Raw genomic sequence first — 20,780 nt, 5'->3', positions numbered from 1 at the left:
CCCCGCCACGGCGGTCGAGCCCCAGTGCTGCCCGCGGACCGACGTCGTCCCCCCGACCGCCCCGCCGGGAGGAGGCGGGACCGGTCGCGTCCACACCGCGGAGCAGCGGACCACGCACCGAGAGCACACGGGGACCGCACAGCGACAACCACCGCATCCGACCAAGGAGAGAGTCGACATGTCCGCAACGCCAGACGCCCTTCCCGTGGAGGGCGCGTACGAGGCGAGCGACGCTCATCTCAAGCAACAGATCAGCCTCTTCGGCCTGATCGCCCTCGCCGTCAGCGTCCAGGTGGGCTCCGGCTGGCTCCTCGCCACCCTCGCCGCCGCGAGCATCGCCGGCCCCGCCTCCATCCTCACGTGGGTCCTCGGCGCCGTGTTCTTCGGCATCATCGGCGTCACCTGGATGGAGCTCGGCGCCATGCTCCCCCGATCGGGCGCGGGCGTCCGCTATCCCCGGCTGACGCACGGCGCGTTCCTCAGCTGGTTCAACGGCTGGGGTTACCTCATCGCGGCGCTGGCACTGCCCGTGATCGAGGTCCAGGCCGTTCTCACCTACATCGGCGGCAACTGGCCGGAGCTCGGCTTCCTCGAGGAGCGGGCGGGCATCACGGTCCTCTCCTGGCCGCGCGGCATCCTCGTCGGCTTCCTGCTGCTCTTCGTCTTCTTCCTGCTCAACTCCTTCGGGGCGAAGCTGCTCAGCGAGTCGAACAAGTACGTCACCATCTGGAAGCTGGTCATCCCCCTGCTCACGGCGGGGCTCATGTTCACCGCGTTCTCCTCGGCGAACTTCACCATCGGGGGCGGCTTCACGCCGCTGGGCGGTGGCGCGGTCTTCGGTGCCCTCGCCAGCGGTGGCATCGTCTTCGCATACTCGGGGCTCCGGCAGATCCTCGACTTCGGTGGCGAGGTCGTGAACCCGCAGCGCAACATCCCGATCGCGATCGTCGTGGGCGGCCTGATCATCCCGCTGGTCATCTACATCCTGCTGCAGATCGGTTTCCTGGGGGCGATCGACTGGGCGGCCGCCGGGGTGGAACCCGGGGACTGGGCCGGCCTCCTCGGCAGCGACTGGGCGTCCGCCCCGCTGCTCAACGCCGTCGTCGCGGCCGGCTTCACGTGGTTCTCGATCGTCCTGCTCTCCGACGCCGCCCTCTCACCCGCAGCCACCGGATGGGTGTGGCTCGGCATCGGCACCCGGACGGTCTACTCCATGTCGGTCAACAGCGAGGTGCCGAGGGTCTTCCAACGGATCAACCGCCACGGGACCCCGATCGTGGCCCTGCTCGGGTGCACCCTGGCCGGCCTGCTGTTCTTCTTCCCCGCGCCGAGCTGGTACCTGTTCGTCGGGATGGTCTCGATCGCGCTGACCCTCAGCTACGTCATGGGCGGCCCGGTCCTGGCGGTGCTGCGGCGCACCGCACCGGACTTCCCGCGGCCGGTCAAGCTCAAGGGGGCCTTCTTCTGGGCCCTGGCCGGGTACGTCGCGAGCCTCCTGCTCATCTACTTCGCGGGATGGGTGCCCCTGATCAACCTCTTCACCATCGTCTTCTTCGCGCTGCCGATCTACGGCGCCTACACCAGCGTGCGGGAGGGGTGGAGCAGGCCCGGCCCGAGCTGGCTGCTGTCCGCGGCGTTCACGATCGCCTGGATCGTCACCGCGGTCGGCGGGGGCTGGCTGGCCACGCTGGACCAGGAGCAGCGCGAGGGCGGTTGGGGGTTCCCGGTCTACTTCACCGCGATCCTCCTCATCGTCGCCCTGTTCATGGCGGGCCTCTACGCCGTGAGCACCCACGTCGGCCGGCGTCACATCCACGGCGGGACGTGGCTGGTCGCGACGATCCTCGCCCTGCTGTTGATCGCCCACCTCGGCCAGTTCGGGCCGATGGAGAGCCCGGTGCTCCCCAACCCGGTCGACCTGGTCCTCATGGTGCTGGTCTCCGTCGGCTCCTTCCTCTGGTCGGTGCGCGCGGGCGGTCCCACCGAGGAGCTCGGTGAGATCCTCGCCGCGCAGGCGGAACGTGACCGCGCGCAGGCGATGGGCTGATCGTCGTGGTGCGGGCGGTCCGGGTGCTCCGTGGCGGGCGCCCGGACCGTCCGCGTGTCCAGCGCGCGACGTCGGGGCACCTGCGCGGCGACCTACCATCGACGGTCGTGCCCGCCGCCGCCCGTCCCGGGGACCTCGACGTCGCGACGTTGACCGACTTCCTCGGCTCCTGCGCCCCGTTCGACGCCCTGGAGCCTTCCGAACTGGCCCGCATCGTCGCGCACGCCGTCGTCGAGCAGTACGAGGCCGGCGACGTCATCCTCGACGCCTTCGACGCCCGCATCGCCGAGCTCTTCGTCGTGTGGGAGGGCCGGGTCGACATCTGGATCAACAGGGACCGGTTGACCGAGCTGCCGGACAAGACGGAGGGCAGCGGTGGACTCTTCGGCTACGTTGCCGCCCTCACCGGGGCGGCGCTCCGGCCGCGGGCCGTCGCCGTGGGGAGGGTCGTCGTCGTCCGGCTGCCGGCCGACCTGGTCGCACCGGCCTTCGCGTCCCGCCGCGGTGCCCGCTTCCTCGCGCAGGAGGTCTGGTCGACCAACCAGCGCGCGGTCGGGGTCCCCGCGTACACGCTCGTCGACGACCTCGTGGCACGCGCACCGCTGGTCGTCGACGCCGAGGCATCGATCGCCGACGCCGCTCTGCGGATGGCCCAGGCCGACCTCCAGTACGCCGCCGTCCGGATCGGCCCCGGGCGGTTCGGACTCATCACCGACGCCTCCATCCGTGACGTCGTGGCGTCCGCCCTGCCCACCACCATGCCGGTCGTGGAGGTCATGGACCCCGACCCGCCGACGGTGCAGCTCGGGGCCTCGGCGAACGAGGCGCTCATCAAGGTCCTGGAGCGTGCGGCGGACGTCGTCCTCGTCACGGACCGCACGGGCGAGCTGTGCGGCGCCGTCGCGCCGATCGACTTCGTGGTGTCGTCGACGACTGCGGGAGCGGCGCTCCACGAACAGCTGCGTCGCGCGACCACCGTGGCGGAGCTGGAGCACCGCTACCGCGGCGTCCCGCAGCTCGTCAGCGACCTGATGGCCCGCGGCCTGGCCTCGAGCCGGGTCATCACCGTGCACTCGGCGCTGGTGGACACCCTCGTGCGTCGCGCGATCCAGCTGGTCATGGAGGCACACCCCGACCTCGACGTGGACTCGTTCACCTGGCTGTCCCTCGGCAGCAACGGGCGACGCGAGGCGGTGCTCAGCTCGGACATCGACGCATCGGTCTCGTTCGCGGACGGGATGGGCGCCGACGAGATCGGGCGCTACCGTCCCGCGTTCCTCGAGATCGCCGCCGTCCTCGAGCGCGCCGGGCTGAAGCACGACCGCCACGGGGTGAGCCCCGTGAACCCGGAGTTCGCCCTCACGCACCGGCAGTGGGAGGCCGCGGCCCGCGGCTGGCTGTCGAGGCCCAGGGAGGACGACGCGGTCATCAAGACCTGCCTGCTCGTCGACGGCCGGCCGATCCACGGCGACCTCACGTTGCCCGAGGTCGCCCGCGTGTTCGGCGACCTCCGCCTGCACCCGTCGACGATGAAGGTGCTGCTCGCCATCTCGGTCGACCGGTCCAGGACGCCCCGCGGACGGTGGCGTCGCAAGCAGGTCGACCTGAAGACGCAGGCCCTGCTGCCGATCACGAACGTCGCGCGCTGGGCGGCGCTGAGCGTGGGGGCGACCGCAGTCGGGACGCAGGAGCGGCTCCGGGCCGCCGCCGGATCGCCGGTGTTGACCGCCGAGGACGCCGAGACCCTCAGTGACGTGTTCGAGATCGTCCAGCGCATGCGACTGCGACACCAGTTGGAGCAGCTGGGGTCCGGCGCGACGCCGTCGGACACGATCCGGCTGCGCGACCTGTCGTCGATCGAGGCGAGTGTGCTCGACGAGGCGATCGGCGAGATCACCGCGATCCAGCGCAGAATGGCCAACCTGGCGAAGTTCGCCCCGACCCTCCAGGGCTCGCCCCTGGTATGACAGATCCAGAGGTCCGCCCCGAGCCCGCGAGGGGTCCTTCGAGGGCCTCCTACTGCACGAGGAAGACCTGGCCGGTCTCGGCACCCTCGATGGACCGCACGTAGGCCGCCGCCGCCACGTCGACGTCGACGGGCGTGACGCCCGGGAAGAGATCGCCGTACGCGGCCATGCTCTCGGTGAAGACGGTGGGGCTCACGGCGTTGATGCGCTGGGGCGCGATCTCGATGGCCGCGGCGCGCACGAAGGAGTCCACCGCACCGTTCACCATCGCGGCCGCGCTGCCGGTGACGATGGGGTCCCGGTTCAGGACGCCGGAGATCAGGGTGAACGAGCCGCGCTCCGCGACGTGGCGGGTGCCCTGCCGGACGAGTTCGACCTGGGTGGCGACCTTGCCGCGATAGGCGCGCAGGTAGTCCTCGGGGGTCATGTCGGCGATGCGCTTGTACGGGACGTCGCCCGCGGCACTCGCCACCGCATCGAGGTCGCCGACCTGTGCGAAGACGCGGGCCGTCTCCTCGGGGTCGGCGACGTCGGCGCGGATGTCCCCGGCGGTGCGGCCGACGGTGACGACCTGGTGCCCGCGGCCGGTGAGCGCCTCCCCCACCGCGGTGCCGAGCCGCCCCGTCGCTCCCACCAGGAGGATCTTCATGGGTTCTCCCTCTGCTCCACGGCCACGACCGTGACCTCCGTGCCCGCTCGACGCCTCACCGTGCCGCGAGCGCCTCGGCGGGGTCGGTGAACGGCAGCTCGTGCGCCTCGGCGACCGGCCGGTTGACCAGGTTCCCGTCGAGCGTGCTCAGGCCGAGGCGCAGGGCGGGGTCGGCCTGGGCCGCGCCGACCACGCCGTCCCGTGCGACCCGGACGAGGTACGGCAGCGTGGCCGAGGTCAGGGCCAGCGTCGAGGTGCGGGCGACCGCCCCGGGGATGTTGGCCACGCAGTAGTGGACGACCCCCTCCTCGACGTAGGTCGGGTCGGAGTGGGTGGTCGGCCGGCTGGTCTCGAAGCAGCCGCCCTGGTCGATGGCGATGTCGACCACCACGCTGCCCGGCCGCATCGCGGCGATCATCTCCCGGCTGACCAGCTTGGGCGCCTTGGCGCCGGGCACGAGGACGGCGCCGATCACGACGTCGGCCTCGGCGACGTAGGCCGCCGTCCGGGCCCGGTTGGGCGTCACCAGGTCCAGCCGCCCGCCGAAGATGTCGGACAGGTAGGCCAGCCGGCTGGGGTTGGTGTCGAGGACGCGGACGATGGCCCGCATGCCCAGGGCGATCTTCGCCGCCTCGGTGCCGGCCACCCCGCCGCCGATGATGAGGACCTTCGCCGCGGGGGTGCCGGGGACGCCGCCGAGCAGGATCCCTGCTCCCCCCGCGGGGTTCTCCAGGTGGTGCGCGGCAGCCTGCACGGCCATCCGGCCGGCGACCTCGCTCATGGGGGTCAGCAGCGGCAGCTTGCCGTCGGCGTTCTGCACCGTCTCGTAGGCGATGGAGTCGATCCGCCGCTCCAGGAGGAACTCGGTCAGGCCGCGGTCGGCGGCGAGGTGCAGGTAGGTGAACAGCTGCTGGCCCGGCCGGAAGCGGTGGTACTCCGCGGGCACCGGTTCCTTGACCTTGACGATGAGGTCGGCCGCGTCGAAGACCTCGTCGGCGGTCGGCACGACCTTGGCACCGGCAGTGGCGTACTCCTCGTCGGCGAACCGGGACCCGGCGCCGGCGCCGGCCTGGACGACGACCTGGTGACCGTCGTGCACCAGCTCCACGACGCCGTCGGGGGTGAGTGCCACCCGCCTCTCGTTGTCCTTGATCTCGCTGGGTACTCCGACGACGAGCGTGCTCATGGCGTGTCTCCTGCGGTCGGGACCCGGTGCCGTCGCACCGGAGCGGTGGGAGTCGACCACGACGTCGGGTGTGGTCGGAACTGCGTGGGTCGGGCGGCCCCGTCCCGGGCAGGCCCCGTCCAGAGGCTCGCCGCGAGCCTGCGAGGGGTGAGGGGGACGGGTCCTTCTCCGAGCGGTGGAGGCAGGGAGGTCCTGCTTCAGACGAGGCTCTGGGCCTCGGTGAGCGTGTGCCGCAGGATCTGCTCCATCTCGTCGAACTGTGCCTGGCCGCAGATGAGCGGCGGAGCGACCTGCACGACCACGTCGCCGCGGTCGTCGGGGCGGCAGTACAGGCCGTTGTCGAACAGCGCGCCGGGCAGGAAGCCGCGGACGAGCCGCTCGCGCTCCGCGGCGTCGAACGTCTCCCGGGTGGCCTTGTCCTTGACCAGCTCGACGGCCCAGAAGTAACCGTCGCCGCGGACGTCGCCGACGATCGGCAGGTCCAGCAGCTTGCGCAGCGTCGCGCCCAGCGCCGCCTCGTTGTCCAGCACGCGCTGGTTGAGCCCCTCGTTCTCCATGACGTCGAGGTTGGCCAGCGAGATCGCCGCCGCCACGGGGTGACCGCCGAAGGTGTAACCGTGCGGGAACGCCACGTTCGGGCGCAGGAAGGGCTCGATCACCTTCTCCGAGGCGATCATCGCGCCGATCGCGCCGTAGCCGGAGCTCATGCCCTTGGCGCAGGTGATCAGGTCGGGGGTGTAGCCGAACTTCTCGCAGGCGAAGGTCGCACCGTGCCGACCGAACGCGCAGATCACCTCGTCGGACACCAGCAGCACGTCGTGCCGGTCGCAGATCTCGCGGACCCGCTCGAAGTAGCCCGGCGGTGGGACGAGGCAGCCGCCGGAGTTCTGCACCGGCTCCAGGAACACCGCGGCCACGGTGTCGGCACCCTCGAAGAGGATCGCCTCCTCGATCCGGTCGGCGGCCCAGCGGCCGAAGGCCTTGGGGTCCTCGGCGAACTCCGGGTGGCGGTAGAGGTTGGTGTTGGGCACCCGGAACCCGCCCGGGGCCAGCGGCTCGAAGTCCTTCTTCATGGCCGGCAGCCCGGTGATGGCCAGGGCGCCGTGGGGTGTGCCGTGGTACGCCACCGCCCGGCTGATCACCTTGTGCTTCTGCGGCTTGCCGATCAGCTTGAAGTACTGCTTCGCGGCCTTCCACGCCGACTCCACCGCCTCTCCCCCGCCGGTGGTGAAGAAGACCCGGTTCAGATCGCCGGGCGCCAGGTCGGCGACCCGCTCGGCCAGCTCGGCCTGCACCGGCGTGGTGTAGCCCCACACCGGGAAGTACGCCAGCTCGGCTGCCTGCTTCGCGGCCACCTCGGCCAGCTCCCGGCGCCCGTGCCCGACCTGGACGACGAACAGCCCGGACAGGCCGTCGAGGATCTTGCGACCCCGGTTGTCCCAGATGTAGGCGCCCTCCCCGCGGGTGACGACAGGGACGGGGGTCTCGGGGTGGCGGCCCTGGCGGGCGAAGTGCATCCAGAGGTGGTCCGCGGCGCGGGCCGCCGTCGCGTCGGGCACACCGGCCGGGGGCTGCTCGATCGAGGTGGTCATCCCAGGCTCCTCGTGGCTTCGGGTCGGACGGACGTCAGACGTACCCGGAGAGCCCGGACGGCTGCTCCTCGCCGTCGGTCACCGGATCCGTCGCGGCGGAGAGCCGTCGTCCGGCCGGTCGTCATCGACATGAGCTGAGTCTGCGGACACCCGCCCCCGCAGTCACCCGACGATCTGTGTCGCGCTCCTCCACCGACCCGACACTCCGTAGGGCGAGGACCCGGCCGTCGCTGTCCGGGAGTTCCTCCGAAGGGGCCACTTGGGGCCCCGGCCCGGTTCGCCGCGAGGGCGGCCTCAGGGACAGGGCGACCGCACCACGCGAGGCCGACAGGACCACCGGCCCACGGTGGGGGGTGCTCCAGGCACCGACCGGGTCCGTGGACGGCGGTGGCCGGATGTACACCCCGGCCGATGCGGTCGACCGCGAGGCCGCGAATGGGCGGGCCGGTCCTTGACGGCACCGAGGGTCGGGGTCCGCCGCCGGGCAGCTGGACCGGCGGGTCGAATCGGTTCACCTCGGGCGAGGCCAGTGCCGTCACCGCTGAGGCGCCCATCACCACCCGATGTCGATGGGCGGACGGTCCACGTCCCTGTATCAGCGATACCAGCGCGAGTGTCCTTGCTACGACGGTGGGATCCCGCAGTGGAGGGCAAGGGTGGAACTGCAAGCAGCTGTCAACGGATCGCCACGACAGCACGAGAACGGGAATGGGGTCCGGCCCCAGCCCGACGGGGGCGACCGGGAACCTCCCCGGGATCAGGGCACCCCCTGCCTCGACGACCTCATCCACGCATACCCCCACCGCAGGACCCAAGGCTCGAGGGAGGACTTCGCGAGGCTGCGCGAGCAGTACCTAGGGGCTGACTACGAGATCGTCGACCAGTACTTCGCCAAGCACATCCACGCCGGCGCGTTGCACATGCGCCGAAGAGCTCCTCTTGGCAGGCGGGAGACCTTCGAGATCCGCATGAGGTATCCCGGGGAGACTGTCGCCGTCGTGCAGCCCGAGTTCGAGGCCGCGCTCTGGCGAGCGCGCGCGATGGAGCAACAGACCGCACTCGTCGTGACAGGGCGCCCCCGCCGTGTGCTACTCGAGATGCTCTTCTCGATCATCGTGTACCTGCTCGGCGTCCTGGACTCCGTCGAGTGCCTGGAGGCCGTGGGGAAAGAGGCCCGGGAGACCAGGGAGTGCAGCCGTGTGCACCGCATCGAGAAAGCCCTGCAGATTGCGCAGAGCGAATTGACGCGCCTGCAGGAGTTCGCGGATCAAGCTGCGATCAGGGTCGCACTGAGACACTACGTATTCGGTCTGCTCATGGGCGGGATCGTCGTGTTGGCGTCAGCATGGATGGCCAGCACCATACCGATGTTCGAGCAGGCGCCGACACAAGACCTGGTGCGCGCGATCGCGGCCGGGGGATTGGGTGCCATCCTCAGCGTGATGATCAGGATCAGCCGTGGCCAGCGTCTCGACGTGGACACGACGCTGGAATCGTTCATGACCTGCCTGGCCGGTAGCGTCCGCCCCGTCATCGGCGGCGCGCTCGGCGTGGCACTGTACGTACTGCTGAAGGCACACCTCATTCCGCTCCAGATTCCAGCGGAATCCGACGCTGCGGCGCCCTACTTCCTCACGGCCATCGCCTTCCTGGCGGGATTCAGTGAGCGATGGGCCCAGGACACGATAGTCCGGAGCACACCGCTGCCCGCATCAGCGAGCAGTGCACCGATCCCGCCGACGAGCACCGCGCCCTCTGCGCCGACCGAGGGAGCCGCTGGCGCCATGACGGGAGCGGGCCTCGTGAAGCTGACGAACCTGCCGACGAACGCGCCCACCACGCCCGATGGAGCCGACCTCGTCCGGCGCCCCCCCGAGTGATCGAGCGGATGGGCGTGGCGGATGGCCGCAGCCCCTGTGTCGACTGAGCACACCGACCTGGCCGCCCGTCGTCATGAGGTGAGGGGTCGGTCGGCGGCGGCAGACCGTCACGATGGCGCCGACGCGCCCCGCCCGTCTTCGATCCGTCCACGAGCGGGCCGCACGAGGCGACCCGACGGCTCCCGGCAACGGGACGTGACCGACACGGTGGTGCCAACGCTCCACGACGCCGTGTCCCGACGTGGGCCGCTGAGGGACACCGGCAGCGGTGGCGGCGTGCACGATCCGCGGGACAGCACTCAGGCGAGTCGGCGCAGCACCTCGTCGACGCTGCGCCTGATGTGCTCCTCCACCTCGGCGGCGATCGTCGCCTCGTCGCCCTCCTCGATCACGCGGACCAGCCGGCGGTGCAGCGCCGCGTCCCGTTCCGGATCGTGGCGCACCGCCTGGTCCACGCTCAGCGCGACGTGGATCTGGGACCCGACCAGAGGCCAGATCTTGCGCAGCGTCGGGCTGTCGGCCAGGTCCCAGATCGCCCTGTGCAGCGCGATGTGGGTCACGTGGGCCTGCAGGTCGTCCCCGGACTCGATCGCGGCGAGGTGCGACGCCAACGCCTCCCGGACGCCGTCCATCGCCGGCCCGTGCGGGTCCCGCGCCAGGCGCAGGGCCGCCATCGTCTCCAACGTCATGCGCACCTCGGCGACGTCGCGCAGCTCCTCGGCGGTGGGCTGCGCGACGTGGATGCCCTTGTAGGGCACCTGGACGAGGGCCCCTTCGTGGACCAGCTGCTGCAGCGACTCCCGCAGGGTGGGGCGGCTGACGCCGAGCGCCTCGGCGAGGGGGACCTCCTTGATGCGCTGGCCCGGTCGCAGCTCCCCGGTGAGCAGTGCCCGCCGGATCCGCGCCGAGACCTCCTCCCGCCGGGTGGACGAGACGACCACCCCGCCACTCAAGGTCACGGCCGGCTCCGGCACACCCATCTCCTCGCTCGTGCAGATTGCCTGACGATCCTTGCCATTCTCCACGGTCGCGGGCGCATGCGCCCGGAGCGGGTACCGACCCCGCCCGCACGTGCCACGCGCAGGGTGTCCCCCCTTGCTCGTGGGGGGTTGTCTCCCGGTCCACAACGGGGGTTCTGGCCGGTGTCTCGGGGGGTTCACCGGATGTATCAGCGACCGGTCCTCGCTGATCCTCTATCCGAGACGACGGCGACCACGGAGCCTGCGATGAACACCTACGACCCCGCGGACCACATCCGCTACGTGCACCTGTCCGGACCGGCTGCCGCCCGCACGGCTCCCGCGGACGGCACGATCGCGTGCGCCACGTTGCCCTCCGGATACGCCAACCAGTCGCCGCGGACGCGCCTGCAGCGCCGTCCGGCCCGCGTCGCCGGAACCCGCGCGGGAGTCGCCTCGCTCACCGCGTGAGCGATCGCACGTGGCCGGGCGCGGCGAACAGGTCGTCCCCTCAGGAGCTCCGTCCTCCCGCCGCTCGGTGCAGGAGGAACGCGCCGTACCCGACGACGCGGGCGCGCCCCGCTCCGCTGTCCGCCGACGTGGCCAGACGGAGCAGTTCCACGGTCAGCCGGTGCTCGGCGGCGTGGTGCAGCAGGCCGCGCAGGGGGTGGTAGCCGCAGGCGTCGTCCGGCTCCAGGGCGCCGGCGTCGCAGGCCAGGACCGCATCGGCGGTGCGCCGGTCCCGCTGGTGGGCCGAGCGCTCGTCGAGGTAGTGGCTGAGGTCGGTGGAGACGACGGCGAGCGCGTCGTCGGCCGCGAGGGTGGCGGTGAGGAGCGCCGCCACGGACTCCGGCTGCGTGCGGCCGACCAGCACCGGCAGCACCGCCGGCACGGCGCCGAGGACCCGCTGCAGGAACGGCAGCTGCGTCTCGAGGGAGTGCTCGCCGTCGTGGGGACGGTCGTCCACCGCCACGGCGGGCAGCGCGGCGGCCGCCGTCCGGGCGTCGTCGTCGACTCGGACGTCGCCCAGCGGTGTGGCGAAGGCGTCCACCGTCGGCACCGCCATCCCGTCGAGCGGCCAGAAGTGCGCCGGTCCCAGCAGCACGACCCGGGAGACGGCGTCCGGTAGCCGCGCGTACGCGGTCGCGGCCACGGCGCCCGAGTACTGGTATCCCGCGTGCGGCGCCACCACGGCGGCGGGGAGGACCGGCCGGCCCCGACCCCGCCCCCGGCCCCGGACCTCGCCGAGCAGTCGGTCCACCAGGCCGCGCAGCTCCTCCCGGTCGGCGGGGTAGAACCGGCCGGCGACCGCGGGCGGGCGCACCTGCACCGTCAGCTCCCGGCCAGGAACACCGGCAGCCGCCGCGCCCCCCACCGGCCGACCGGCCCGTCGTAGCGGCCCGGGACCGCGGCGCCGCACGAGGTGCAACGCCCGTCGTCGGTGAGCCGGTAGCGCCCGATGACGTACCAGTCCCGCTCCACGACGGCCTCGCCGCAGGCGGGGCAGGTGGTGCGACCACCGTCGGCGTCGTGCACGTTGCCCGTGTAGACGAAGCGCAGTCCGTGGTCCTGGGCGATCCGCCGCGCGCGGGTCAGCGTGGCCGGCGGTGTGGGCGGGACGTCACGCATCTTGAAGTCCGGGTGGAAGGCGGTGAAGTGCAGCGGGACGTCGAGCCCCAGGTGCTCGGCGATCCACGCGCACTCGGCGCCGATCTCCCCGTCGGAGTCGTTGTGCCCCGGGATGAGCAGCGTGGTGATCTCGAACCACACGTCGGTCTCGTGCCGCAGGTACACCAGGGTGTCGAGCACCGGCTGCAGGCGGGCCGCCGAGACGCGCCGGTAGAAGTCGTCGGTGAACGCCTTGAGGTCGACGTTCGCGGCGTCGACGTGCGCGTACAACTCCCGCCGCGCCTCGTCGGCCACGTACCCGGCGGTGACCAGGACGGCCCTGATCCCCCGTGCCCGGCAGGCGTCGGCGACGTCCACCGCGTACTCGAGGAAGATCGTCGGGTCGTTGTAGGTCATGGCGACGCTGCGGCAGCCCAGCCGTTCCGCGGCCTCGGCGATGTCCTCCGGGCCGGCGGCGTCGGAGAGCCGGTCGATCTCCCGCGACTTGGAGATGTCCCAGTTCTGGCAGAAGCGGCAGGACAGGTTGCAGCCGGCGGTACCGAACGACAGCACGGCACTGCCCGGCAGGAAGTGGTTGAGCGGCTTCTTCTCGATCGGGTCCACGCAGAACCCGCTCGACCGCCCGTAGGAGGTCAGCACGATCTGGTCGTCCACGCGGCCCCGCACGAAGCACAGGCCCCTCTGGCCCTCGTGCAGCCGGCACTCCCGCGGGCAGACGTCGCACTGCACGCGACCGTCGTCGAGCCGGTGCCAGAACCGGCCCGGCACCGTGAAACGGTCCTGGAGACTGATGTCGGCGGTCATGACGCCCTCCGTGCTACTCCACCCGGCCGAGGAGCTCCGCGGCCCGCAGGCGCGCCGCCCGGGTGCGGTCATCCGGAGTCCCGTTCCGGCTCCGTGCCCCCTCCGCGCCGCGGGCAGCCGCGGGGACCGCGGAGCCGAGGCGCACGGTGAACCCGCCCGGGGTGGGGTAGGCGTCGAGGCGGTCGCAGGCCTGTCGGGCCAGCCACAGCCCCGCCCCGGTCCGGTCGTCGTCGAGGTCCCTTCGGCTGTATCCGGCGAACAGCAGGTCCGCCCCGGCCCCGCAGTCGGTCGCCGTGCACAGCAGCCGCGACGGCGCCGTCCACACCCGGACGTGCAGCGGCGGCCCGCCGTAGCGCAATGCGTTGGTCATCACCTCGGCGACCGCGCCGACGAACTCCTGGCCGACCCGTGCATCGGGGCAGGCCGCCTCCACCAGGAGTCGCACCTGACCCCGCGCCCAGGCGACGCCGGCCCGGTCGCCGATGCCCTCGAGGTCGAGCGAGGGAGGCGTGGCCTCCAGCGGGTCCGGCGGCGGGATGCCGCCGAGGAGCTCGGCCGGCTGCACGTAGGCGCCGCTGGGCAGGGGGCCGTCCTCGGTCAGCAGGTAGGGGTGGGCCCGCTCGACGTCGTACTGCATCGACGCGGACAACTCCCGGACGTCGTACCCGCAGACGCTGGACAGCGGGAGCGGCGCGAGGACGACGTTGGAGACGGACTCGAAGGCCGCCCACGTCCCCCACGCCTCCGGCGCGCTGCTGCAGGAGGGCTCGCTGCTGCAGGAGGGTTCGCTGACCAACCGTGTCCCGCGGGCACCGTCGGCGAGGAGGCGGTGGACCAGCCGCTCGTAGGTGACGCAGACGTGTGCTGCACGGGTGTACACGGCGTCGCGCGGCAGGACCAGCACGTGCGCGTCCGCGGGGAGCGCGTGGGCCAGCAGGCTGTTGTGCTCCTCCGCGCACACGACCAGCGCGGCCTCCCCGGCGGACAGTCCCTCCTGCAGGAAGGGCACGGCCCGGCCCAGGAACTCCTCGTCCGAGCGGAAGAGGAGCGCGGCGTGCAGGTAGTCCTCGGGCGTCCCTGCGCTCACGCGTCCCTCCCGATCAGCCGGAACCCCGGGAGGTCGCTCAGCTCCAGCAGCCGCAGCGTCCGCTCGACAGGGGACGGGGGCGCGACGAGCAGGACCTGCCCCCCGCACGCACGAAACCCCCAGCTCCCGTGCGCGAGTGCCCGGCAGGCCGCGACGTCGATGAACGACAGCTCCGCGAGGTCGAGGTACAGCACCCGCGGCGGGACGTCGGTGAACGCGGTCACGGCGGCCTCGAGGACCTCGGCGTTGCCGGCATCGGCCTCCCCCCGCAGGACGAGCCCCAGCTCGCCGGCCCCGGTGGCGAAGTACGCCTCGCGGACCCCTGCCACGTGCACGCCGACCGCGCCCCGGAGTGCCGGCCCCGTGGTGACGCTGCGGGCGTACTGGCACAGCGCGGACACCGGGAGGCTGCGGACCAGCTCGTCCATCCGCCGCTCCACGGTGAGGTAGTGCCCCGGCGAGAGGACGGTCACCGCGGCGAGGGCGCCGACCGACATCCGCACCGCGGGGAACCCCTCGGCCAGGGCGCGGTCGACGACCAGCCGCTGTCCGTCCGAGGGGTAGAACTCGGCCAGCGGCACCAGCGCGAGACGCCCGTCGGCGACCGCGGTGGCGGCGTCCACCCCGTGGGCTTCGAGAGCCGCGGTCAGCGAGCCCTTCCCCTCGTCGGGCCCCTCGGCGTAGAGGACCTTCTCGCCGAGGTCGAGGCCCCGCTGCACCCAGGCGGCGACACCCGCCTGCCGCTCGGCGGCGGACTCGTGCAGCAGGAGCAGATGGCCGTCCCACTCGGGGCCGGCCGTGGCGCCGTCCACGCCCCCCACGGGTGGAGACGCTACGCCGCCGGGGCACGCCGGGAAGCCGGTCGCTCCTCCGGACTGCTCGGTCCCGGACGACCGCGGGCCGATGCTCCCGTTCCGTCGTCGTCGCGCCGCCGGGATGCGGCGCGCCCCCTCGACGGGGCGCGCTGCCGGCCCGGCGCAGCCGGCCACGTCGGTCAGCCGCCCGAGCGGTCGCGGTAGCGGGCGGCGCGCTTGGCGTTGGCGGCCCGACGGCGCTCGCTGTCCCGCAGGTCCCGCTGGTGGGCGGCCTGCTCGCGGTGGGCGGTGGCGGTGCCGGCCGGGTAGCCGGCCTTCACGACCCGGTTCTCGGTGGTCTCGGGCATGTACGCCAGCGAGTAGATGAGCCCGAGGAAGATCCCGCCGCCGGCGACCGCCGCGCGCAGGCCCAGCGGGGCCGGCAGGAAGACCATGATCAGCGCGATCGGGACCGCCATCTGGACGAGCATGCGGACGATGTGCCGCGCCCACCACGTACCGGTGGTGGTGTCGAAGAGCACCCAGCGGCGGTGGCGCTCCGGCAGCCCGCCACCCAGCGCGTACCACAGCCAGCGGTGCGGAGCCGGCCGGACGATCGGCTCGGAGGTGTCGTGCTCTGCCGGCTCTGCCATGGCCTCTGTGTGCTCCTGCTCGACGACGGTCACCCGCCCATGGTGCCCCGGATTGCTTGGGACGCAAAATATTGGGCCACCAAGTGTCAGCGAGCTCACACCTGCCGGACGGCCTGCGGCGGCGTCAGGCGACCGTGGCCTCCGGTCCCTCCTCGTCGCGCGCGGCGGGGTGTGCCAGGGCCTGCTGGGAGGCGGCGATCACCTGGGTCAGCGTCTCGTGCAGGCTCATCAGCTGCTCGACCGGCATGCCCAGGCGCTCGACGATGCCGGCGGGGATCCGCTCGGCCTGCTCGCGCAAGGCCGTGCCCTTGTCGGTCAGCGCGAGAGCGAGGTTGCGCTGGTCCTTCGGGTCCCGCTCGCGGCGCAGCAACCCGGCCGCCTCCAAGCGCTTGAGCAGAGGCGACAGCGTGCCGGGGTCCAGCTGCAGCAGGCCGGAGAGCTCCTTGACCGACAGGGTCCCGTGCTGCCACAGCGCCAGCATCACCAGGTACTGCGGATGGGTCAGGCCGAGCGGCTCGAGGACCGGCCGGTAGACGGCGACCACGTTGCGGGCGGCCACCGACAGCGCGAAGCACACCTGCCGGTCCAAGGCGAGCACGTCCTCGGACTCGATCGGGACCTGGGGCGTCTGGCCGGTCGTCACCTCCCCAGCGTAGTTGCGTGCCGGTCCAAGCATTGGGCCACCAACGATCGGTCACCCCACCCGGCCGCGACCGCCCTCCGGCGACGAAATTGGTCGATCGACCAAATCTCTGACAGGATCGGACCGCCGGCCGGTCGGCCGGCGTCCCCCTCCGTCTCGAGGAACGACTGTGAGTCCGCTCCGTCGCTGGTCCGCTCTCGCGGTGCTGGCGCTCCCGGTCCTGCTGATCAGCATCGACATGACCGTGCTGGGCTTCGCCGTGCCCGCCCTGACCACCGACCTGGGCCCGACGTCGACCGAGCTGCTGTGGATCGTCGACATCTACTCCTTCCTGCTCGCCGGTCTGCTGGTGCTGATGGGCAACCTCGGCGACCGCATCGGCCGCCGCCGGCTGCTGGTGGCCGGCGCCGCCGCCTTCGGGTGCGCCTCGCTGGTCGCGGCGTTCTCGACGACCGCGGGGATGCTCATCGCCGCACGGGCCCTGCTCGGGCTCGGCGGGGCCACGCTGATGCCCTCGACCCTGGCGCTGCTGCGCTCGGTGTTCCCCGACCCCCACGAGCGACGGCTGGCCATCGCCGTCTGGGCGGCCGCGTTCTCCGGCGGCGCCGCCCTGGGCCCGATCGTCGGCGGGGTCCTGCTCGAGCACTTCTGGTGGGGCTCGGTGTTCCTGGTGAACGCCCCGGTCATGGTCCTGCTGCTCGTCGGCGCCCCGTTGCTGCTGCCCGAGTCGCGCAACCCGCGGCCGGGCCCCTTCGACGCGCTCTCCGCCGTCCTGTCGATCGCCGGTGTGCTGCCGCTGGTCTACGCCCTCAAGACCGCGGCCCACGGCGGCGGGAGCGGGCCGGTGTTCCTGGGCCTCGCGGCCGGGCTTGCACTGCTGTGGACCTTCGTGCGCCGGCAGCGCCGGCTGGCCGAACCGCTGCTGGACCTGCGCCTGTTCGGTTCCCGCGCCTTCTCCGTCGCCGTGACGACGAACCTGCTCACGGTCTTCGCCCTGCTCGGCCTGATGTTCTTCCTGCCGCAGTACCTCATGCTCGTGCTGGGCATGAGCCCGCTGGTCGCCGGCCTGTGGATGCTGCCGCTCGCGGGAGCGACCGTGGCCGGGTCGCTGGCCGCTCCGTGGCTGACGCGCCACCTGCACCTGCGGTGGGTCATCGGCGGTGGGACGGCGCTGGCCGCGACCGGGCTCGCGGTCGGCACGATGCTCGGGGTCGACGGCGACCGGGTCGTCCTGGTCGTGGCGAGCGTGCTCATCGGTGGCGGCGTCGGGGCGGCCGAGGCGCTGACCAACGACGTCATCCTCGCGACGGCACCCCCCGAGCGGGCCGGTGCCGCCGCCTCGGTCTCCGAGACCGCCTACGAGTTCGGTGGCGCGATGGGCACCGCCGTGCTCGGCACCGTGGGGCTCTCGGTCTACGCGGCGCACCTCGGCGTCGTCGACGGCGTGCCGGCGCAGGGTGCCGAGGCGGCCCGGGAGACCCTCGGCGGCGCCGCGGAGGTCGCAGCAGGGTTGCCGCCGCACACCGCCATGTCCCTCCTCGCCGAGGCCGGGCAGGCGTTCGTCACCGGCATGCACGTGGTCCTGCTCGTCGCCGCCCTGCTGGCGGCGTACGTGGCGGTGCAGGCCGTCGTCCTGCTCCGCGGCAGCGCGGTGCCCGGCGCGGGTCCGGTGCCCGCCGGCCTCCCGGCAGGTGAGACCGTGGCCCGGTGACGGAGGCGAGGCGCGCGCACCTGCCCGTCGAGCAGCGCCGCGCCCAGCTCGTGGCGGCCGCCATGCGGGTGATGCAGCGCGAGGGGGCGTGGGCGCTCACCACCCGGGCGGTGGCCAAGGAGGCGGGCGTCCCGCTGGGGGCGGTGCACTACGCCTTCGGCTCCAAGACCGAGCTGGTGCGCGCGGTCTTCCGGGCCGACCGTGACCGCTCCACCGCGCTGCTCCGGCGGGCGGTGGAGACCGGGGGCACCCCCGCGGAGATCCTGACCCGCGCCCTGGTCGGCTACGTCGACAGCGTCATCGCCGATCCCGGAGCCGAGATCGTGCTCCAGGAGCTGACCATGATGGGCGGCCGGGACGACGACCTGCGAGCCGCGGCGCGGGAGTCCACCGAGCAGTACCGCGGCGACGTCCTCGACCTGCTGCACCGCGTCGCCGAGGCATCCGGCGGTACCTGGTGCGGGGACGTGGAGGTGCTCGCCGAGTCTGTGCTGGGCCAGCTCTTCGGGTTGTCGGTGAACTGGTTGTGCACCGGCGACGACGACCTCTTCCGCCGCTCCGCCACGGACGCCGCCCGGACCCTCGCCGCCCGCCTGACGGGAGGGACCCACGCCTGAGTCGGGTGCCGCCGGTCCGCGGCCCGTGACCCCGACCGGCCCGCGGTCGCTCAGGGGCTCCCACCCATCCGGTCGGTGAGCGTGTCCAGGGCGACGCCGACGGACTGGAAGGCGGCGGCGGCCTCGGTGAAGTCGACCGGGTAGTGGAGGGCGAGCAACCGGGCCTCCTGCTCCGGAGTCAGTCCCATGATCGGCAGCAGGTCCACGACGTGCTGCCGGGTGATCCGCAAACGGCTCAGGTCCATCAGGGGTCTCCTGGGGGCTCACGTGTGGGTGGGTGTCCGTCCAGACTCGACACACCGCCCTGGTACCACCAGAGGAACACGCAGGAGTGCGGTTCCTCGTCGTCGCGGCGACCGACCGCGCCGGCGTGGCCCTTCGTCCGCCGTGGGCCGGCGCCGCCGTGGCTCGGCGCTGCATCGGCGGTCCGCCTGCCTCCGTCCGGGGCGAACGAGGGGTCGCCGGTGCGGCCGGGCAGTGGACGCGGCCCGGCCCCACCGCGGGTGTCACGCGGGGATCGACGTGACCGCCTCCACCGCCGCCAGGATCGTGGCGGCGACCTCGTCGGGCCGTGAGACCGAGATAGCGTGCCCGAGCAGGCCGCGGAGCCGGACCTGGTCCGGCTGGCACGCCTGTGCGACCACGTCCCCCTGGCGCTGCGCATCGCCGGCAACCGCGTGGCCAGCCGACCCGGGTGGACGGCGGCCGGGCTGGTGCAACGCCTGCGGTGAGGGCACGCCGTCTGGACGCGCTGACCGCCGGCGACCTGCAGATGCGGGCGGCCATCGGGTCGTCCGTCGACCAGCTCGGGCCGTCGACCCGGCAGCTGTCCCGACGGCTGGCGCTCGTGGAGGACCCGACCTTCGTGGCCGGTCTGGCCGCTGCCCTCGTCGGGGCGCCGCGGTGGCGTGCGGAGGACATGCTCGACGAGCTCGCCGACCTCGACCTCGTCCAGCCCGCGGCCGGCAACCGCTACGCCCTCCGCGGTCTGCTCCGGCTCTACGCCGAGGCGGAGCTCGCCGCGCACGAGCCACCGGCGGCCCGTGAGGCGGCGCGCGCGGCCGCGGACCGGTGGCGCGTGCCCATGTCGAGCTCCCCGGGGCGACCCGGTGCGGGTGTCCGTCGGAGGAGCCGGCGCTTCCCGTCCCCGGGACGGCCGGCCCGCCCCGGTCTCCTCCGCGGGACGCGGCGAGCGGCGGCACGAGGATGAGGAGCGGTGCGGATCAGCCCGCCTGGCGCAGGCCGATGAGGTTGCCGTCGCCGTCCCGGGCCAGGGCGACGAGGAGGCCGCCGCCGACGTCGGTGGGCTCCTGCACCGTCTCGGCGCCGGCCGCCAGGAGGGCGGCGAGGCTCGTCGCGACGTCGTCCACGTGCCAGTAGGCGACCGGGCCGGACTGCCCGTGCCGGTGGCCGTGCGGGTCCAGGCCGATCGCCTGACCGTCGGCGTCGAACTGGGCGTAGTACGGCGCGTCCACCACCGGCTCGGTACCGAGCAGCGCACCGAACAGCGCCTTGGCGCGGGCCAGGTCGTCCACGGGGTAGATGACGGTGCGGATCCCGGTCGTCATGGTGTGCTCCTCGGATGGTGGGGTTCGTCTGCCACCTCTCTGACACGCGCCGACCGAGGGATGTGACGACGTGAGCGCAGCCGACGTCCTCGCGGGGCGGTTCGAGGAGCACCGCGACCGGCTGACCGCCGTGGCCCACCGCCTGCTCGGCTCGCGCGCCGAGGCCGAGGACGCCGTCCAGGAGGCCTGGCTGCGGGTCAGCCGGGCCGGCAGCGCCGACGTGGAGAACCTCGGCGGCTGGCTGACGACCGTCGTGGCCCGCGTGGCGCTCAACCAGCTGCGTGCTCGGGCCAGCCGGCGCGAGGACCCCCTCGACGACGCGCCGCCGAGCCGTCTGCACGCCGTCGCCGACCCCGCCGAGGAGGCGGTGCTCGCCGACTCCGTCGGGCTGGCGCTGCTCGTCGTCCTCGACCAGCTCGCGCCCGCCGAGCGGCTGGCCTTCGTGCTGCACGACCTGTTCGACGTGCCCTTCGACGAGATCGCGCCGATCGTCGACCGCTCCCCTGCCGCTGCTCGGCAGCTGGCCAGCCGGGCCCGGCGCCGGGTGCGCGGAGCCGAGCCGCCCGATGCCACCCAGCGGCGCCGCGAGGTGGTCGCGGCCTTCCTCGACGCGTCGCGCAACGGCGACTTCTCCGCCCTGCTCCAGCTCCTCCACCCCGAGGCGGTGCTGCGGTCCGACGCCGTCGCCACCCGGATGGGCGCCGACGCCGAGGTCTCCGGGGCGACCGCGGTCGCCCGGTTCTTCTCCGGCCGGGCGCGGGCCGCGCGGCTCGTGCTCGTCGACGGCACGCCCGGAGCGGTGTGGTCACTGAGGGGGACGCCGCAGGTGGTCTTCGCCTTCACGGTCGAGGACGGCGTCGTGACCGCGATCGACCTGCTCGCCGACCCGGCGACCCTGGCGGATCTGGACCTGCAGCCCCTCGGGCAGCGGTAGCCGTCCACCCCGGATCACGCCGGGCGGCCCCGGATCGCCGTCGTCATGACACCGGTCAGC

Annotated in this window: 21 protein-coding genes; 9 read left to right on the top strand and 12 right to left on the bottom strand. The window is 73.0% G+C overall.

Features of this window, described 5'->3' with window-relative positions; all coding sequences use genetic code 11:
* The first annotated feature begins 178 nt into the window (after positions 1-178).
* Positions 179-2,047, top strand: a complete 1,869-nt coding sequence (locus ACU610_RS06375; RefSeq protein ID WP_446766870.1) for an APC family permease — start codon at positions 179-181, stop codon at positions 2,045-2,047.
* Between the two features lie 107 nt (positions 2,048-2,154).
* Positions 2,155-4,014, top strand: a complete 1,860-nt coding sequence (locus ACU610_RS06370) for a putative nucleotidyltransferase substrate binding domain-containing protein (protein WP_446766869.1) — start codon at positions 2,155-2,157, stop codon at positions 4,012-4,014.
* A gap of 49 nt (positions 4,015-4,063) precedes the next feature.
* Here the strand turns inward: ACU610_RS06370 and ACU610_RS06365 are convergent, their stop codons facing one another.
* From ACU610_RS06365 to ACU610_RS06355, 3 genes are all read right to left on the bottom strand, one after another.
* The gene (locus ACU610_RS06365; protein WP_446766868.1) at positions 4,064-4,663 is read right to left on the bottom strand and encodes a short chain dehydrogenase; all 600 of its coding nucleotides are present in this window, start codon (positions 4,661-4,663) and stop codon (positions 4,064-4,066) included.
* A 55-nt stretch (positions 4,664-4,718) separates the two neighbouring features.
* Positions 4,719-5,849, bottom strand: a complete 1,131-nt coding sequence (gene ald / locus ACU610_RS06360; protein ID WP_446766867.1) for an alanine dehydrogenase — start codon at positions 5,847-5,849, stop codon at positions 4,719-4,721.
* Between the two features lie 197 nt (positions 5,850-6,046).
* Positions 6,047-7,441, bottom strand: coding sequence for an aspartate aminotransferase family protein (locus ACU610_RS06355; RefSeq protein ID WP_446766866.1), 1,395 nt, complete (start codon positions 7,439-7,441; stop codon positions 6,047-6,049).
* Positions 7,442-8,439: 998 nt separating this feature from the next.
* Here ACU610_RS06355 and ACU610_RS06350 point away from each other — a divergent pair.
* Positions 8,440-9,321, top strand: a complete 882-nt coding sequence (locus ACU610_RS06350) for a hypothetical protein (protein WP_446766865.1) — start codon at positions 8,440-8,442, stop codon at positions 9,319-9,321.
* A gap of 299 nt (positions 9,322-9,620) precedes the next feature.
* Here ACU610_RS06350 and ACU610_RS06345 read toward each other — a convergent pair whose 3' ends face one another.
* The gene (locus ACU610_RS06345; RefSeq protein ID WP_446766864.1) at positions 9,621-10,280 is read right to left on the bottom strand and encodes a GntR family transcriptional regulator; all 660 of its coding nucleotides are present in this window, start codon (positions 10,278-10,280) and stop codon (positions 9,621-9,623) included.
* 267 nt (positions 10,281-10,547) lie between these two features.
* Between ACU610_RS06345 and ACU610_RS06340 the strand changes: the two genes are divergently transcribed.
* Positions 10,548-10,751: a hypothetical protein gene (locus ACU610_RS06340; protein WP_446766863.1), complete on the top strand. Its 204-nt coding sequence runs from the start codon at positions 10,548-10,550 to the stop codon at positions 10,749-10,751.
* A 40-nt stretch (positions 10,752-10,791) separates the two neighbouring features.
* Here the strand turns inward: ACU610_RS06340 and amrB are convergent, their stop codons facing one another.
* The 6 genes from amrB to ACU610_RS06310 all read right to left on the bottom strand — a co-directional run bounded on the left by amrB (position 10,792) and on the right by ACU610_RS06310 (position 15,890).
* Positions 10,792-11,610, bottom strand: coding sequence for an AmmeMemoRadiSam system protein B (gene amrB, locus ACU610_RS06335; RefSeq protein ID WP_446766862.1), 819 nt, complete (start codon positions 11,608-11,610; stop codon positions 10,792-10,794).
* Between the two features lie 2 nt (positions 11,611-11,612).
* Complete coding sequence (amrS, locus tag ACU610_RS06330) at positions 11,613-12,713, bottom strand: AmmeMemoRadiSam system radical SAM enzyme (RefSeq protein WP_446766861.1); 1,101 nt, start codon at positions 12,711-12,713, stop codon at positions 11,613-11,615.
* A 13-nt stretch (positions 12,714-12,726) separates the two neighbouring features.
* Positions 12,727-13,800 (bottom strand): anti-sigma factor RsbA family regulatory protein, encoded by a 1,074-nt coding sequence (locus tag ACU610_RS06325; protein ID WP_446766860.1) that lies wholly within the window; start codon positions 13,798-13,800, stop codon positions 12,727-12,729.
* Positions 13,797-14,621 (bottom strand): MEDS domain-containing protein, encoded by an 825-nt coding sequence (locus ACU610_RS06320; RefSeq protein WP_446766859.1) that lies wholly within the window; start codon positions 14,619-14,621, stop codon positions 13,797-13,799. Before ACU610_RS06320 ends, ACU610_RS06325 begins: the two co-directional genes overlap by 4 nt.
* A gap of 173 nt (positions 14,622-14,794) precedes the next feature.
* Positions 14,795-15,280 carry a DUF5313 family protein gene (locus ACU610_RS06315; RefSeq protein WP_446766858.1) on the bottom strand — a complete coding sequence of 162 codons (486 nt, stop codon included), beginning with the start codon at positions 15,278-15,280 and terminating at the stop codon, positions 14,795-14,797.
* A gap of 91 nt (positions 15,281-15,371) precedes the next feature.
* A complete protein-coding gene (locus ACU610_RS06310; protein WP_446766857.1) occupies positions 15,372-15,890 on the bottom strand; it encodes a MarR family winged helix-turn-helix transcriptional regulator in 519 nt (172 codons plus the stop codon).
* Between the two features lie 169 nt (positions 15,891-16,059).
* On the opposite strand from ACU610_RS06310, the gene ACU610_RS06305 reads away from it, so the two are divergent.
* Together ACU610_RS06305 and ACU610_RS06300 are read left to right on the top strand one after the other, a co-directional pair.
* Positions 16,060-17,601, top strand: coding sequence for an MFS transporter (locus ACU610_RS06305; protein WP_446766856.1), 1,542 nt, complete (start codon positions 16,060-16,062; stop codon positions 17,599-17,601).
* A complete protein-coding gene (locus ACU610_RS06300) occupies positions 17,598-18,218 on the top strand; it encodes a TetR/AcrR family transcriptional regulator (protein WP_446766855.1) in 621 nt (206 codons plus the stop codon). Before ACU610_RS06305 ends, ACU610_RS06300 begins: the two co-directional genes overlap by 4 nt.
* 50 nt (positions 18,219-18,268) lie before the next feature.
* On the opposite strand, the gene ACU610_RS06295 is transcribed toward ACU610_RS06300, so the two are convergent.
* A complete protein-coding gene (locus tag ACU610_RS06295; protein ID WP_446766854.1) occupies positions 18,269-18,463 on the bottom strand; it encodes a hypothetical protein in 195 nt (64 codons plus the stop codon).
* A 342-nt stretch (positions 18,464-18,805) separates the two neighbouring features.
* On the opposite strand from ACU610_RS06295, the gene ACU610_RS06290 reads away from it, so the two are divergent.
* Together ACU610_RS06290 and ACU610_RS06285 are read left to right on the top strand one after the other, a co-directional pair.
* The gene (locus tag ACU610_RS06290; protein ID WP_446766853.1) at positions 18,806-18,949 is read left to right on the top strand and encodes a hypothetical protein; all 144 of its coding nucleotides are present in this window, start codon (positions 18,806-18,808) and stop codon (positions 18,947-18,949) included.
* Entirely contained in the window at positions 18,946-19,428 is a 483-nt protein-coding gene (locus tag ACU610_RS06285; RefSeq protein WP_446766852.1) for a hypothetical protein, read from the top strand. Before ACU610_RS06290 ends, ACU610_RS06285 begins: the two co-directional genes overlap by 4 nt.
* A gap of 13 nt (positions 19,429-19,441) precedes the next feature.
* On the opposite strand, the gene ACU610_RS06280 is transcribed toward ACU610_RS06285, so the two are convergent.
* Positions 19,442-19,786 (bottom strand): VOC family protein, encoded by a 345-nt coding sequence (locus ACU610_RS06280; RefSeq protein ID WP_446766851.1) that lies wholly within the window; start codon positions 19,784-19,786, stop codon positions 19,442-19,444.
* Positions 19,787-19,856: 70 nt separating this feature from the next.
* On the opposite strand from ACU610_RS06280, the gene ACU610_RS06275 reads away from it, so the two are divergent.
* Positions 19,857-20,720: a sigma-70 family RNA polymerase sigma factor gene (locus tag ACU610_RS06275; protein ID WP_446766850.1), complete on the top strand. Its 864-nt coding sequence runs from the start codon at positions 19,857-19,859 to the stop codon at positions 20,718-20,720.
* Positions 20,721-20,780 lie beyond the last annotated feature (60 nt).

It is taken from the genome of Geodermatophilus sp. URMC 61 (assembly GCF_052931555.1).
This window is presented reverse-complemented; position numbering and strand designations above follow the sequence as displayed.

What these genes read in the sequence shown, in the direction of transcription:
- ACU610_RS06375 (WP_446766870.1), top strand. Translation starts at nt 179, where the DNA reads ATGTCCGCAACGCCAGACGCCCTTCCCGTGGAGGGCGCGTACGAGGCG.
- ACU610_RS06365 (WP_446766868.1), bottom strand. Translation starts at nt 4,663, where the DNA reads ATGAAGATCCTCCTGGTGGGAGCGACGGGGCGGCTCGGCACCGCGGTG.
- ald (WP_446766867.1), bottom strand. Translation starts at nt 5,849, where the DNA reads ATGAGCACGCTCGTCGTCGGAGTACCCAGCGAGATCAAGGACAACGAG.
- ACU610_RS06355 (WP_446766866.1), bottom strand. Translation starts at nt 7,441, where the DNA reads ATGACCACCTCGATCGAGCAGCCCCCGGCCGGTGTGCCCGACGCGACG.
- ACU610_RS06340 (WP_446766863.1), top strand. Translation starts at nt 10,548, where the DNA reads ATGAACACCTACGACCCCGCGGACCACATCCGCTACGTGCACCTGTCC.
- amrS (WP_446766861.1), bottom strand. Translation starts at nt 12,713, where the DNA reads ATGACCGCCGACATCAGTCTCCAGGACCGTTTCACGGTGCCGGGCCGG.
- ACU610_RS06295 (WP_446766854.1), bottom strand. Translation starts at nt 18,463, where the DNA reads ATGGACCTGAGCCGTTTGCGGATCACCCGGCAGCACGTCGTGGACCTG.
- ACU610_RS06280 (WP_446766851.1), bottom strand. Translation starts at nt 19,786, where the DNA reads ATGACGACCGGGATCCGCACCGTCATCTACCCCGTGGACGACCTGGCC.